Genomic DNA, 15020 nt, shown 5'->3' with positions numbered 1-15020 from the left:
ATTATTTTTCGCTTTCCTCAGTGAAACTTAGGGTAAGCGAGAGCCTTGAGGCACCGTAGTTTGGCGTCTTAGGCAGACTTGCTGCGAACACGGAAGCCAATCACGATGAGAACCAGGCCGAGGATACCAAGGATCCACGGTGCGACAGTGCCACCGATAGTCAGCGACTTACGTGCTTCCTTAGCGCGGTCCATCTGACGGCCCTTGGAGCCTTCATCCCACTGAGCGGTGTACTTCATCGCGGTACGGTTCTGCTCCTTGGCCTCCTTTTCACGGCCAGCCTTGGAAGCAATTTCTTCCGCTTCCTTGTCGTCCTTGGCGTAGAACATGAACATCTCTTCAGTACCGTTGACGATCACGCCAGAGGTCGGCTCGACGCGGACAGTACGGACGTTGGTGTAGTAACGATCCAGCTCGACGTCGTCGTCACCCTCCAGGCCCCACTTGTGAGCCGGGAAGCTCAGGCGCATGGAAGCCAGCGAGGACTTGTCAGCCTCGGTGAGCTTGCGGCCGTCGCGAGTGAAGTGCTCGGTCAGGGACTCGTAGAGGTTCTGCGGCGGAATGGTCATGGAGTACTTGTAGACCTTGACGCCATCCTGAGTTTCCTCACCGACGAAGTCAATCTCGAAGTTACGCATCGCCTGGACGTCGTAGTACGGGTAGGACTTCTTCTCAGCACCAAACGGGAACTGGTACTGGATGCCCGGACGGGTGAACGTCGGCGGCTTGGTGTCCGAACCACCCTGCGGTGCGTTAATAGCAACGCTGGAGATCGGGTCATCTACCGGGTACGCAGTGCTGCGGTCGACGGTGATGCGGTCGAGGGTCGCATTGATGAGGTTCTTCGGCTCTTCGCGGTCATCGCGCAGCAGAGTGGTACCGACCTGGAGAGTTGCAATCTTGTCGTCAGCCGGCTCCTCGATCTCAACGTGGCGCTTCGACTGCATCGGAGTCTTGTCGTTGATGAAGCAGTGGACCGGGAGATCGCGCTTCTCTTCGTCCGTCTCTGCCTTGCAGCGCGGGTCATTCTTGCGGTTTGGCGTTGGCTCATTCTTGCCCAGCTGGCTGGAGTCCAACAGAGTGCCGTCGCGCACCTCCGTGATGGTATCGCTCACAGTGTCAAGTGGGATGACCCGGAGGCGAGGCACCAGGAAGGTTGGCAGAAGGACGGCAATGACAATCAATGCAGCACCGATGATAATCAGTGCATGTCCGAGAGTTCTCTTCATCAGCGGATAGTCCTTTAACTGTACGTAACTTTCTGCTGCAAAACCTAGCAGGAAGTTAGGAGTTATGTGGTGTGTTTTTTAAAAATAACTTGTCGGGAAAACAAAAGAGTTTTGGAAAAACCGGCCTGAACAGGACTTATTTCATAATAAAATACAAGTGATTTTACTCATTCCGGTATCCGTGTAAGAAAGTACTATGACGTCCAAGGCATATGCGGCAGCGCCAAACGCTGGGCAAGACACAGTGTCGAGCTCTGTGCCGAACTCTACGCCGAGCACTGCATCCGGCTCGGGATCCAGCTCAGGATCGACCACTGCCACCACATTCCGACCAGGCTTCCTGCCTTCGCTGGAGGGGCTGCGAGCTGTGGCTTCGATGGGCATCATCGGTACGCACGTCGCATTCCAGACCGGGCATGATGTGGGAGCCCTGTGGGAGCGTATGCTCGGCCGCTTCGACTTCTTCGTGGCCGTTTTCTTCGTGCTGTCCGGATTCCTGTTGTGGCGTTCTCACCGCTCGGGTTACGGCGGCATTCCCCGTCGTAAAGCATTGGCTGATGCCGACGGCGGACGGAAGAAGAGCTGGGCGAAGTACTACAAGAAGCGTGTCGCGCGGATTATGCCCGCGTACTGGGTGCTGGTGCTTATTGTGCTCATCGCACTGCCGGTGGGGCGTGGCGCGGATCTCAAGATCTGGCTGACAAACCTGACTCTGACACAGGTGTATTTCTCCGGCTCGCTGCACGGTGGGTTGACGCACCTGTGGTCGTTGTCGGTGGAGGTCGCATTCTACATCTCGCTGCCGCTGTTTGCCATTGGGCTTAGCCGGTTGGACCCGCATCACAAGCAGGGGCGCCGCATAGTAGCGATTTCCCTGCTCGCGATCGTGAGCTTCGGCTGGCCCTACCTGCCACTGCCGTACCCGGAAGGCGTTAACCCACATATTCAGCCGATTGCATACTTTTCCTGGTTCGCAGCTGGCATGATTCTCGCCGAGCTGGAATCGCTCCAGGGCGTCGATACCGATGCCGCCCGCGCGAAGGTGGAAACCATGCAGCGCTGGGCACGCCGCCGTTCGCTGTGGCTGGCGATCGCCGTTGGTGCGCTGGTCCTGGCTTCCTACCTGGGGCCCGAAGGGCTTGTCGAGCTCACCAACTGGGAATTCACCCGCCGCCTACTGTGCGGTCTGGTCTTCGGTGCCGCCATCATCGGCCCCTGGACGATGGCGCCGGAGTCGCGCTTCCTCGAACACCCCATCATGCAGGCGCTGGGGCGCTGGTCGTACGGTATCTTCCTCTGGCACGTGGCGATGCTCTCCATTGCATTCCCACTGCTAGGCGTGAAGCTATTTACCGGCCATCTGCTCAGCGTCACCATTGTCACGGTTGCACTGTCGATTCCGGTGGCCGCCGCCTCCTACGCGCTCGTCGAGGAACCTGCCCGCCGCTTCTTCGCAAGTGTCTGGGTCAACCGCTAACGGCTTTTAATCAGCGGTGTTGTCGGTGTCGCTAGCATCTCTGTCGGTGTCGTCATCAGCACCGCCACCGGAAAGCATCGAGCAGCACGCCACGATTGTCAGCGCCGCCGTCAGCAGTAACTGAAGCGGCCAGCCGGCACCGGCGTAGTCATCCTTTGGCCATGGGTTCGCCGCCAGCACCAAGCCCGCAATCGACATCATCGCAGCAAGCGCCACAATTAGTGCATTTCGCACGTTCAGCCATGGCTTGACGACGTCCCCACGCTTCCGTGCCCAGAAAACCGCACCAAGGGTAGCGGCAACCACCACGAGGGCAACGACCACGCCAGGCCAGCTGGATACCAGCGTCACTGTCGCGGCAGCCGCAACACCAATAGCCGCCCGCGGCAAGTCATTGCTCAGCGAAGATGCGGGAATCGGGGTGGTGAGAGCGAAGCGTCGCCAAGCGAAAGCCAGCCCCACAGCGACCAGTGCGTACACGGCTGCGAGTGCGCCGCCTGCGAGGATGCCCGTACGCCAGGTCTGCTGCGGTGGATAGGTCAGCTCGACCGCACCACCAATTCCAGCCGGAATCGTCCAACCCTGCTGCCAACCAGAGACCGTTACCGGCTTCATGGCGGCACCTCCGACACGAAGCTCGTGGCCAGCATTGACAGAGATTGGCAACCACACGATGCGATCGTGGTCGGCAGCGTCAATAGGATTGTTCAGGTCGATTGACGTGACTTTCTGCTGCTCAGCTGACGGCGCGAAGTAGTCAGTCGAGGTGAGCGATACCCAATCGGACTTGGCATCGATGCGCCATGGACCCGGCGAGAGCTCAATCTCTTCACCACAGGTCAGCTCACGGTGATCAGAACCGTCACCTCGCTGGAGGCTGGCCCACGGGTCTCCGATGCTGCTGCGACAGGTATCAGCATCGACCTTCACCTTTACCGGCTTCGGAACGGTGAACAGGCGCACCAGCGTGCCCTCGTGAATCTCCTGGCCGAAGACCCAACGCTGAGCCAGCGACGAGGAATTCGGCACCACCGGGACACGAACCGGGGTGAGGTCCTCCGCTATATCCTCGGCGGAAAGTTCCGCCTCTCCATTGGAATCGGGGTTGCTGGATTCGAATGCGTCGAAGCCAGTGTCCCGCTTTGGAATCACCAGTCCTAGCTCGGAGATAGCAAAGCCTACAGGAGCAATCTTTGCTGTGATGCGCACAGATGTGGTCTTGCCGCCGGGCAGCGGAATGTGGGTCGTCTCACCCGGGACCAACTGTACGGAGCTGGAAGCCGTATCGGTCTGGATGCGCAGTTGCGCCGGAACGCGAGCACCGGTCAGGCTGAGCACTGCGTTATCGGTCGGTTCCTTCCACGACAGCTTGACCCACTCAGCCTGACTCTTGCCTGCCAGGGGTTCCCACCAGGTAGAGGTGTCGCCGTCGAGCATTGCGTTGACCGAGTGGTCAGCCGATGCACCACCGACGTTGTATGGCTCAGAGGCCGACGATGAAACCTCAATTGTGGCGCGACCCGTTGCTGTCTGCGTCAGTGGCAGTCCCGCGACGGGGTAGTCCGGAACGAGGTTGCGGACATATGAGTCCTCGTCTTCGGCCAGGATTGCCGACTCCGCTCCGACGACTTCACCATAGTTGCGGCCGCGGCGTGCGGGAGTGTCGGTGACAGTGCCGGCGTTCTTACCGGACAGGATGCGCACCGGGGCATCGGAATCGACCTCATCAAGCCGCGGGAGCACTTCAGGACCACCGGCGACCAGCGGCACCTGTGTAGTGTCCACCAACCGCGGCGAAAGGGCGTGATTGCGCAGCTCCTTCGGGCCCGCGCCCCAAATCTGGATAGCGGTATGGCCGTCCTCGTCCGTGAACTCCGCCACCTTTTCCATGGTCGGGGAGTCCTGCAGCGTGGAGGTGATGGCGCGCGGCGAATCGCCCCTCGAGGTAACTCTCAAGTCGTGGCGGACCAGCACATAGCCGATGCCATTGTTGCGCAGGGTGGCATCCAGTGCCGGTACCTCGCGGCCCCGAGTCAGCGAATTGCGCAGACCATCGAGGCCGCGAATCGCCTCTGGGGGTACTAGCGGCACGGTATCGCGGACGGCCCAGGGCACGTCGGCAAGCGGCTGGAGCGGTTCGTCGCGAGTATTGCCCCATGTCTGATCAGCAAACGGAGATGACGGCATCACCAGCGTGCGGGTGTCCTCGCCCTGCTCATTCAGCCAGTCGGCCGCTTCGTGCCAGTAGCCCGGAACCTCGGAAAAACCGCCTGCCGGAGCGAGACGGGCGCTCCACGCAGGTGCGGTGGCACTGGCGATAACCACCAGAACCAGCATCGATGCGATAGCGCGCGGGTGCTTCTCAGGGTGCAGCCACTGCTGCCAGCCAGTGGTTGCTGAATCGCTCGCCGTCTCGTTCTTGTGCTCGTTCGCTGGCTCTCGCCACGGCCATGGCAGCTGGGCTGTCGCATGAGCGAAGCCGATAACAAGTGGCAGGCGCACAATTGTGTCGAATTTGTGCAGGTTGCGTACTGCTGCGAGCGTGGAATCGAGCACCTCTCGAGCCGATTCCCACACCAGCCCGAATGGCTCCGTCCAGGCCGCCACGATGACAAGCCCGATCAGCAGCATCATCAGCCACATCCGACGCAGCGGCAGTGAGCGCATGACCAAGCCAAGCAGACCAATCGCCGCCACAGCCAGAGTGGCGTAAATGAGGATGGGCTCCGCGACCAGAGCATTTCCGCCGACTCGCTCGAAAGAGACAAACGGGGTCCACGAAGTGGAGCCGCGGAGCGTCTCGCCGAGACTCAACCAACGAGTGGTCACGCCGGAGGACTCGATGTAGTCCGTAAACGGTGGCGAGTACTTGCCCAGCAGTAGTAGCGGCACGATCCACCACATGCTGACCGCTGCACACGCAGCCAGCCAACCGCCGAGCATCGCCCACGCACGCCCGCGGCGAGGCCCCGTAAAAGCGAAGAAGATCAGCATCAGACCTGCGGGGATGCAAGCCGCAGCTGTACTGACCGCATTGACCGCGCCAGTGCACAGTACCGCTAGACCGGACAGCAATACGGCACGGGCAGTCGCACGCCAGGGCAGTTCCTCGCGCCGGGCCGCGACCCGCAGGAGCGGAAGCAGAATCCACGGTGCCAGCGCTACGGGCCAGGTCTCGGACGAAATCGCGCCCAACGTCGTAATCACGCGCGGCGACAACGCGTACAACAACGCCGCCAGTACGCGAGAGGTATGCGTGCCGACGCCTATAGCTTCGGCCACGCGATATGCGCCGGTAAAAGCCAAGCAGAGAGTAAGGCTCCACCACAGCGCCTGGATGATCCAGCCGGGCGCTAGGACATCGGGCAGCAAGCTGAACAGCGCGAAGAATGCGCCCTGTGGAAAGAGATAGCCATATGCCTGGTTTTGGAGCTGTCCCAGTGGCATGGTGTCTGACCACATGTTGAGCGAGGCGGACAAAAACCCGATGGGGTCTTCTGTCAGGTCGTGCTTTGTGTCAGCGACAGTCTTGCCGGGGGACTGGATGAATGCCAGCAGGCACAGCAAAACCCACCAAGGTACAAGCACGCGCTTACGCGCTCGAACAAAGGTGGGCATAGCGTTAAAGGAGGGTTAGCGTTAAGGGCTTAACGCTGACCGTACTCGACACCGCCAAGCAGAGCGTCATCGGTGGAAACAGCCTGTGCTTCCGGAATTCGGTCTTCGGTCAGAGCCTGGCCGATGCCGAAGATAGCGGCACCACCGAGAAGGGCGCCAATGAGCGCCGAGGCCAGGGCAGGGCCAACGCTACGACGCTGCTCGGAATCAGTTTCGTATGCCATGTTGAGGACTCCTCGTGTGCATTAAGTCAATACTGTTTATAAAACTACACTCTGTGACATCTGTAAACCAGTGGAACAGCTGGGAATCTCTCCCTGCCTTGAATTTTGGGTGGTTTCAGCGGTCATTGAGTTTTCTTAGTTGAGAGATTAACCCATTTTCTATCAGCTAAGTAAGTTTTTAAAAATTTTCTAGAAATTATTCCTTTTCCCCCGGAACGACAAGGACCGGGCGGCCAGCATTCTTCAGCAACGCGTCAGAGGTCGAGGCGGTAAACAGACCACGCAAACCAGTCACACCGCGAGTGCCGGAGATAATCACGCCCGCATCGAGGTCGTGAGCTGCATCGACGATGGCCGACCAGATAGTAGTTTCGGTCTCTACCAAGTAAGGCTCGGCGACGAAGCCGGCCTCAGCGGCAATCTGCACACCCTCACGGCAAATACGAACAGCCTCGTCGTGTGCCGGATCGCCGTCTTCAGTAGTGGCATCCCAGTCGGGCTGCATCATGCCGGAGGCGCCAGCAGTGCGAGCTGCAGCACGCTGTAGAGGCTCCCAGGCCGTCAGAATGTAGGCCTTCTTAACGCGCAGCAGTTTTCCGGCGTAGGCCAGCGCCCGCTTGGCTTCGTCGGAGCCGTCGTAGGCAATGAGCATGGAATCAGAAATCGGTTCAACCATTTTCGAGTTCAATCCTTACGTCAGAGATAGCCGAAAAACTGTCAATAGATACAGAAAAAGAGATGTCGCTGTAATCCAGGATAGGACAACAGCGACATCGAGTACGTCAATCTTTAAAGCTACTCCGAACGAGCGGCTTGAATCAGCTAGAGAGTCATTAACAGGAAGCGGTAACGTCCACTGTTATGGCAGCAGAACAAAATCCAGGGCAACCTCAACCAAAAGCTTCTGGGTCCTCGAAGAATGTCATCGCGCTCAGCGTTCCCGTTCTTGTTATCGCCGTAATCGTTGCGGCGCTGAACTTGCGCCCGAGTATTGCGTCGATTGGTCCGGTGCTCGATCAGCTCCTCTCCGACCTCGGCGCATCCTCCGCCTTTGGTGGTCTGATTACGGCCATTCCGGGGCTCGCGTTTTTCGCGATTGGGTTGTCCGCGGTGTCCGTCGGCAAGCGGATGGGCTTAAGCGGCGCGCTTACACTGTCTGCGACGTTGCTATTCGTCGGCCTTGCGGTGCGCCCGTGGGTGAGCAGCATCTGGCTATTCCTGTTGTTTACTGCGTTATCGGTTGCTGGCATCGCGCTGGGAAATGTACTGCTACCTGCGTGGATTAAGGTGCACGGCGGTCGCCATACGGTCGTGCTGATGATGCTGTACTCCAGCATGCTCGCCCTCGGCGGTGGACTGGGGCCAGCGACGGCATTTTTCATTAGCGATTCTCCCGAGACATCTGCAGATGGCATCGAAATGTGGCGCTGGGCGCTTGCCGCATGGGCAATCACCGCTCTGGTGCAGCTCGTCGTGTGGTTGCCGCTGCGTGCACGCATCGGATTCGACTACCCGAAGGCGCCGGTCAGCTCCTCGGCAAGCACACCAATCTGGAAGTCACCGACAGCCATTGCGCTGGCAGTTTTCTTCGGCGTGCAGTCGATGAACGCCTACGTGCTCATGGGCTGGATGCCGAAAATGCTTATCGACGCAGGTATCAGCGTAAACATAGCCACTGCAGCGTCCATGATTGTTCAAGGGTTGGGCATCATCGGCGGGCTGCTGATGCCGCCGCTGATTGCACGGCTCCGCACCATGTCCTACGTCGCCTTTGGTCTCGGCTGCCTTTTCTTCCTCGGCTATGTGTTGATGATTTTGATTGACCAGCGGGGAGCGGCGGAAACTGGTGCTGGATACGCGATTGGGGCTGCGTTCCTGCTGGGTGTGGGTGGTTTTTGTTTCCCCATGGCCATCGCACTGATTCCGGGCCGCACGCGCAGCCACGAGCTGACCGCGCGACTGTCCGGCTTCGTGCAGCCAATCGGCTACATCTTCTCCGCAGTCGGCCCCTTCCTGGTAGGCGTGGCCGCCGGAACCGCGGAAACATGGACACCGATTCTGGTCGTGCTGCTTGGCACCACGGTGGTGCTAGCAGTGCTTGGGTTGATTGTCGGTCGGCCAACGTACATTGATGACGAACTGGCCGACCGTGGTATCGGCGAAAAGAAGCCGGGACGTATTCAGCTCGACTGAATTTAGGGGAGTTAGCTCCACTGTATTTGGACACGGGCCAACTTAGCTTTGAAACTATGACAAAGAAAAAGAATTTAATCGCGCTGGCCTGGAGTTTTATTCTCGGACTGCTGTTCATTCCGGGATTGATTGTCTCCGCTTTTCTTCTGCCCTGGATTCCGCTCATTGGCCGCGGTGCCGATTGGCTCTCCCGCTGGGCAGCATCGTGGTCCGGCACCCCAATCGCCAACCGCGTGACCAATCGCTGGTTCGACATCCGCAACTTCGTCAACCTGCTTGTCCAGTTGGCCATTGGCTTTGTCACCTTCACAGCGTGGGTCGGCGGCGGGTTCACTGTCGGAGTGCTCTTCGCTGCACCATTCCTGGTTGATGAAGTGCAGTTTTTCAGCTGGACTCTGACTGACCCCACACAGAAAATCGGGGTTGCCTGGGTTTTCGCCATCGTCTTTTTGGTGCTGACCATCGCCATCAACCTCGGTGCCGGCCTGCTGTCCATTTGGCTCTCTCGCGTCATCCTCGCACCATCCAGTGAGGAAGTCAGCCAGTCCCGCGATGTGCTCATCGACTCCTTCTCAGGCGAGCGCCGTCGCATTGAGCGCGAGCTTCACGACGGTCCGCAGCAACACCTGACCGCCTTGAAACTCAACATCGCTGCTGCTCGCATGGGTAAGACTGAAGAAGAAGTAGCCGAGGCGCTCTCCGCTGCCGACCGCAATGCAACGCAGGCTCTTGCGCAGCTGCGCTCCGTGGTGCTTGGCATTGCCCCGCCAGTGCTTTTCGAAAATGGCTTAGTCGCAGCAGTAGAGGAATTGGCAGCGCACTCTGGCATGGAGGTTTCTGTTCGTGAGGACGGTGTCTCCGACTTCGGCCCGATTGATGAAACCACAGCGCTGCTCGCTTACCACTGCGCAGCGGAGGGGCTGACCAACGCCACCAAGCATGGCCATGCCGATCGAGCTGATATCACTCTCGGGGTTCAGACTCCGAAGAAGGCGCTCGTGTCCCATCTGGGTACGCTTACGGTCACTGTGCGCGACAATGGCGAAGGCCTGGAAAAACCAACGAGTGCAGACGCTGTAGACGTCGTAAAGCATGACAGTGGAACCGGCATTGCGGGCCTGCGCGAACGGGCGGCAGCGCTCGGTGGAACCGTGGAACTCACCAACGCCGACGGTGGAGCCCAATTGCTGCTGGAACTGCCGATTCGCCAAGGAAGGATGCGATGAAAGTACTGTTGGCAGAGGACTCCGTACTCCTGCGCGAGGGGCTGACCGGCCTGCTGCGGGCACTGGGGCACGAGGTCGTCGCCGTCGGCGATGCGGATCAGCTGCTCGCCACCGCCGAAGGGCAGGTGTTCGATGTCATCGTCACCGATGTCCGAATGCCGCCGAACATGCGTGACGACGGACTGCTCGCGGTCTCCACACTTCGCCAGGACAACCCCGACCAGCCGGTTGTGGTGCTCAGCCAATACGTGGCGGCCAGCTACCTGGATCGCCTGCTGCAGCATGGTGGCTTTGGGTACCTGCTTAAGGAACGCGTCTCGGATGTCGACCACTTCGTTGCGGCGCTGGAAGAAGTGCGTGGTGGCGGTACCGTGGTCGATTCTGAAGTGGTTGCGACGCTACTGGCCGCAAAGCAGGACGGCATCGCCGAGCTGACTCCACGTGAGCGCGAAGTGCTCGACCTGATGGCGCAGGGGCTTAGTAATAAGGAAATAGAAAAACGCCTAGTACTAACCGCAGGCGCTGTGAGTAAGCATGTGGCGAATGTGTTCTTGAAGCTCGGCTTCCAACCGGAAGATAACAACCGTCGTGTCAAAGCAGTATTGCGGTGGCTGAGATATACCGCGCCATCGACTTAGGCTTTGCCGTTGTCTTTGGTATAAACCGTGCCCTACGCAAAAGTGTTGCTCAGATGTGCTATTCGGAGTTGATTGGTTGTTGTGGCACCGCGGGATGTAGCCGAAAAGCAGCGGAAACAAAAATGAGGCTCAGCTTGACGCTGAGCCTCATTGGGCGGAGCCGATGACGGGAATCGAACCCGCGCCGCCTGCTTGGGAAGCAGGAGTTCTACCATTGAACTACATCGGCACACAGTAGGCGGAATGATTAAAAGCACGCCACGGGATTGGCACAGTAGGTGTGGCATGCAGGCAATCAGTCGCCCTCTGTAACTTCAATGTAGCACTCTCGATTCGTGTCGAAAAAATTGGTCTTGAAGACCCTCTGTCCGTCTTTTCGGGTTAATCGCTGATCTCCTTGTAGGACCTTATCCAGTCCTTCCCGGGGGATTCAGTGCGGGCATATCCTGTAACCCGCACACGCTGTGTATTACAGAGCGGTTAAGCTGGTCTATGTGTTGCTCTCAGATCGTGATATTCGTGCCGCTATCGATGCCGAAGGCTCCGGCCATCTCGGCATTGATCCTTTTGACCCGAAGATGATTCAGCCTTCGTCCATCGACGTGCGTCTGGACAAGTTCTTCCGAGTTTTTAACAACTCGCAGTACACGCACATCGATCCGAAGTTGCCGCAGGAAGAGCTGACATCCCCGCACGAGGTTCCAGAAGGGCAGCCCTTCATTCTTCACCCGGGCGAGTTCGTCCTGGCATCGACCCTGGAGTACTTCACTATTCCTCCGCACTTGGCAGGCCGCCTGGAAGGTAAGTCTTCGCTGGGGCGTCTGGGCCTGGCAACGCACTCGACCGCCGGCTTTATTGACCCAGGTTTTTCAGGCCACATCACGCTGGAGCTTTCCAACGTGGCCAATCTGCCCATCGCACTGTGGCCAAACATGAAGGTCGGCCAGCTGGCACTGTTTAAGATGTCCTCCCCGGCGGAGGTACCGTATGGCTCCGGCAAACTCGGTTCGAAGTATCAGGGGCAGCGCGGCCCGACCCCGTCGCGTGCGTACCTGAACTTCCGCGATGAGGAATAAGGCACCTGAAACTCGGGATATGAACTCGGAATATAAATGAATTGTGAATAGCCCCGAGTGAATTCTCGGTGAAGAAATGGAAACAATTGTTCAATAAAGAGTTTTCGCAGGTGAAAAGCCTAAATATGGGCCTTTAGTTCACACCATTTAAGGGTTAAATCGGCTTGATGGCCTTTTATCTTTCGATAAATAATAGCCCTTATGCGTATTACGGTTATTGGTACGGGTTACCTTGGCGCCACTCATGCCGCGGCGATGGCGGAGTTAGGCCACGAGGTTCTCGGCGTAGATGTTGATCCCGCCAAGATTGAGGCATTGTCCGCAGGCCAAGTTCCTTTCTTTGAGCCTGGCTTGCCCGAACTGCTAAAGAAGCACGTTGAGTCAGGGCGACTACGTTTCACCACTAACTACGACGAAGCCGTTGAATTTGCGAACGTCCACTTCGTAGGTGTCGGAACTCCGCAGGTTAAGGGCTCGTACGCCGCCGATGTTCTCTATGTGGACGCCGCCATTACCGAATTGGCTAAGCGCGTCGTCGGCAAGCATCTAGTGTTTGGTAAGTCCACTGTGCCCGTCGGTACCGCACCGCGCCTGCAGGAGCTGGCTGCGAAAATGATTGGTGAGCGCGCCGCAGCCGGTGATGAGCAGTTGAAGAACACCAGCCTCGAAATCGCCTGGAACCCGGAGTTCCTGCGCGAGGGCTTCGCGGTAAAGGACACCCTGGAGCCGGACCGTGTGGTGCTGGGCACCCAGAAGCCGGGCATGATCCTCAATGGTGCGGGTCAGGAGGTCGAATCGATTGCCGAGGCCAGTTTGCGCGAGTGCTTCGGCCCTATCTTCGAGCGCGAGACTCCGCTTATCGTCGCGGACACCGCCACCGCAGAGCTGGTGAAGGTGTCGGCAAACGCATTCCTCGCCACCAAGATTTCCTTCATCAACGCGGTCTCTGAAATCTGTGAGGTCACAGGTGCGGATATCACTACGCTTGCCGACGCCATCGGTATGGACGCCCGAATTGGCCGCCGCTTCCTCAACGCGGGTCTGGGCTTCGGCGGCGGTTGCCTGCCGAAGGATATCCGCGCATTCATGGCCCGTGCCGGTGAGCTGGGCGTTGACCAGGCGCTGACCTTCCTGCGTGAGGTCGATGCGATTAACATGCGTCGCCGTGAAAAGACCGTTGACCTGGTACGCGGTAGCTTCGGCGGCTCGCTGCTCGGCCACACCGTGACCGTGCTGGGTGCGGCCTTCAAGCCGAACTCTGACGATGTGCGTGACTCCCCGGCGCTGTCGATTGCCGGTTCGCTGTCGTTGGCAGGCGCTTCGGTAAGCGTTTACGACCCGCAGGCCATGGAGAACGCCAAGAAGAATTTCCCGACCTTGGAGTACGCACCGAGCATCGAAGCGGCCCTGGAAGGCTCGGAGATGGTTGTCGTCGCCACCGAGTGGCAGCAGTTCCGCGACATCGACCCGGTGGCTGTGAAGAAGCTGGTCAAACGCGCAGCGGTGCTCGACGGCCGCAACTGCCTGCCAGCCGACCAGTGGCGTGCCGCAGGCTGGGATGTCACCTGCCTCGGCCGCGGCTAAATGCTAGCTGCCCTCGAGCGCTTCGGAAACTTCATACCCTCCGGGGCCACGGTATAGGCGGCGATGAGGGTGGTAATCGGCACTGCGAGTACCAAAGCCACCGCACCGATGGTGGAACGCAGCAGCTCTGTGGCCACGACATCGGAGGTCAACGACTGCATCAGCGGCCGGTCGGAGACGCTTAACAAAATCGATAGCGGTAGTGCGGTGCCGAGGTACGCCAGTACCAGTGTGTAGACCATCGACGCGATGTGATCGCGACCGACGCGCATTGCCGAGCGGAAGACCTCCATAGGCCGCGACCGCGGAGCTGCTTCGTAGAGCTCCTGGACGGTCGAGGCCTGGGCGATGGTGACGTCGTTAAGCACGCCCAACGCGCCGATGATGAATCCCGCCAGAAGCAGACCTGTGACGGAGACGTCAGGCAGGTAAAGCTGAATGAGCAGGTTGTCCTCGTTGCCGAGACCACGTAGCTGTGACGTGGAGATTGCGAGGTTGGCCAGGCCCGCCGCCAACACCATCGTGGTGAGTGTTCCCGCCAGTGCGGAAGCTGACTTCCAATTGATGCCATGTACGAGGAAGAGCACCGGGAAGAGGATCGCCGCGCCCGCCGTGATGGCTAAGGCCACAGGATCGCCACCGCGTAGCAGTGCCGGAACCAGGAATCCCATCACTGCGGCCAGCGTGATGCCAAGACCAATGAGGCTCAAGACTCCGCGAGTCATGCCGACGAGGATGATGAGAAGTACTGCCGCGCCGAGCCACAACCAGATCGTCGTGGTGCGATCCATGTCCAGGAAGGTGTAGGTGTTGCCGATGCTAGCGGTGTCGACAACCTGATGAGGTGCGAGGTCGACGACATTAGTGTCGGCCTCGGGAGCAGCGGGGGCAGCGGGGGCAGCGGGGGCTTCTGCGCCGGATTCAGGTGCTGGTTCCTGCTCCGGGGCTGGAGCTGGGGCCGGAGCCTCTGCATCAGGAGCAGGCTCACCCTCTGCGCCCTCAGGGGCAGGCGCGGGCACAACTCCGGGAGCCGGTGTCATCAACCCCGAATCCGGCACGGCACCATTGTCGACAGCTCCGGTACCGGCCGCGTTTGGACGGTGAATTGCCAGGACGACCTTGTCTCCCTCCTCCAGCTCAATCTCGCCGGGAAGGCCGGATGCCTCCAGCAGAGTCTTCTTGCCCTCGTCTGGACCCGAGGTCAGCTCAATGACCGAGAGCTGGCACTTCGGCGCCGCGGGGTCGTTGAGCGAAGCCGTCAGCCCTGGCCGCGGCTGGTCGTCGAAGACGCGTCCGTTGTCAGGCGAATTGCACGCGCCGACGCTGTGCTTTACGACGGTTCCCTTGACCGTCTCTGCAGCTGACGTCTGTGACTGCAGGAATCCCGGCCCTGGGCTCGGAGCTTCACCCGATGGCCAGAGCCCAATCACTGCGAGGAAAGTGGCAATACCAGCAACTGTGAGAACTGTGGCCAGTAAGCGACGTGCTCTTGTGGGGTTGTGCCGCGGTTTCGTTGGTTTTGGTTTGGCTTGTGCAGGTTCGTTTTGCCGTGCCGGTGCTGGTTTTGAATGTGCGGCAGGCTCTGCAAGTCGTGCTGGGGCAGCCGAGGTTGCAGAGTTGGGTTGATTCGCGGTATTGACAGCCCGGAACCGGCCGGTAGGGGAGCCGCTGTTCGAGTTCTTCAGTACGTCGAGATGCGCACCTATGTCGGAACCCGGAGCAACGTGAAAAGGTTGCTGGTTGTCAGAGTTCATT

The 15020-nt window shown here is 59.3% G+C and carries 11 protein-coding genes and 1 tRNA gene; 6 read left to right on the top strand and 6 right to left on the bottom strand.

The window, feature by feature from the left end; all coding sequences use genetic code 11:
* Positions 1 to 68 precede the first annotated feature (68 nt).
* A complete protein-coding gene (locus tag CRD20_RS04470) occupies positions 69 to 1229 on the bottom strand; it encodes a DUF3068 domain-containing protein (RefSeq protein ID WP_048734381.1) in 1161 nt (386 codons plus the stop codon).
* Positions 1230 to 1425: 196 nt separating this feature from the next.
* On the opposite strand from CRD20_RS04470, the gene CRD20_RS04465 reads away from it, so the two are divergent.
* Positions 1426 to 2706: an acyltransferase gene (locus CRD20_RS04465; RefSeq protein ID WP_187404908.1), complete on the top strand. Its 1281-nt coding sequence runs from the start codon at positions 1426 to 1428 to the stop codon at positions 2704 to 2706.
* 6 nt (positions 2707 to 2712) lie between these two features.
* Here CRD20_RS04465 and CRD20_RS04460 read toward each other — a convergent pair whose 3' ends face one another.
* The 3 genes from CRD20_RS04460 to CRD20_RS04450 form a co-directional block, all read right to left on the bottom strand.
* On the bottom strand, positions 2713 to 6324 hold the full coding sequence (locus CRD20_RS04460) for an alpha-(1->3)-arabinofuranosyltransferase family protein (protein WP_187404907.1): 3612 nt from the start codon (positions 6322 to 6324) through the stop codon (positions 2713 to 2715).
* 29 nt (positions 6325 to 6353) lie between these two features.
* Positions 6354 to 6548: a DUF2613 domain-containing protein gene (locus tag CRD20_RS04455; RefSeq protein WP_005510537.1), complete on the bottom strand. Its 195-nt coding sequence runs from the start codon at positions 6546 to 6548 to the stop codon at positions 6354 to 6356.
* Between the two features lie 196 nt (positions 6549 to 6744).
* The gene (locus CRD20_RS04450) at positions 6745 to 7224 is read right to left on the bottom strand and encodes a universal stress protein (RefSeq protein WP_005510532.1); all 480 of its coding nucleotides are present in this window, start codon (positions 7222 to 7224) and stop codon (positions 6745 to 6747) included.
* Positions 7225 to 7409: 185 nt separating this feature from the next.
* Between CRD20_RS04450 and CRD20_RS04445 the strand changes: the two genes are divergently transcribed.
* The 3 genes from CRD20_RS04445 to CRD20_RS04435 are packed head-to-tail and all read left to right on the top strand — an operon-like array spanning position 7410 to position 10605.
* On the top strand, positions 7410 to 8741 hold the full coding sequence (locus CRD20_RS04445) for an MFS transporter (protein WP_187404906.1): 1332 nt from the start codon (positions 7410 to 7412) through the stop codon (positions 8739 to 8741).
* Between the two features lie 56 nt (positions 8742 to 8797).
* Positions 8798 to 9967: a sensor histidine kinase gene (locus CRD20_RS04440; protein WP_187404905.1), complete on the top strand. Its 1170-nt coding sequence runs from the start codon at positions 8798 to 8800 to the stop codon at positions 9965 to 9967.
* Positions 9964 to 10605: a response regulator transcription factor gene (locus CRD20_RS04435; RefSeq protein WP_070601011.1), complete on the top strand. Its 642-nt coding sequence runs from the start codon at positions 9964 to 9966 to the stop codon at positions 10603 to 10605. The genes CRD20_RS04440 and CRD20_RS04435 overlap by 4 nt, the downstream gene beginning before the upstream one ends.
* A 158-nt stretch (positions 10606 to 10763) precedes the next feature.
* Here CRD20_RS04435 and CRD20_RS04430 read toward each other — a convergent pair.
* Positions 10764 to 10834, bottom strand: a tRNA-Gly gene (locus CRD20_RS04430).
* Between the two features lie 265 nt (positions 10835 to 11099).
* Between CRD20_RS04430 and dcd the strand changes: the two genes are divergently transcribed.
* Entirely contained in the window at positions 11100 to 11681 is a 582-nt protein-coding gene (gene dcd / locus CRD20_RS04425) for a dCTP deaminase (protein WP_005511764.1), read from the top strand.
* 201 nt (positions 11682 to 11882) lie between these two features.
* A complete protein-coding gene (locus CRD20_RS04420) occupies positions 11883 to 13265 on the top strand; it encodes a UDP-glucose/GDP-mannose dehydrogenase family protein (protein WP_187404904.1) in 1383 nt (460 codons plus the stop codon).
* Here the strand turns inward: CRD20_RS04420 and CRD20_RS04415 are convergent.
* A complete protein-coding gene (locus tag CRD20_RS04415) occupies positions 13262 to 14695 on the bottom strand; it encodes a YibE/F family protein (RefSeq protein ID WP_187404903.1) in 1434 nt (477 codons plus the stop codon). The two genes, CRD20_RS04420 and CRD20_RS04415, sit on opposite strands and share 4 nt — an antisense overlap.
* Positions 14696 to 15020 lie beyond the last annotated feature (325 nt).

The organism is Corynebacterium sp. LK33 (genome assembly GCF_014334955.1).
GTDB lineage: Bacteria > Actinomycetota > Actinomycetes > Mycobacteriales > Mycobacteriaceae > Corynebacterium > Corynebacterium jeikeium_D.
The sequence above is the reverse complement of the archived record's forward strand: the minus strand, read 5'-3'. Positions and strand labels throughout refer to the sequence as shown.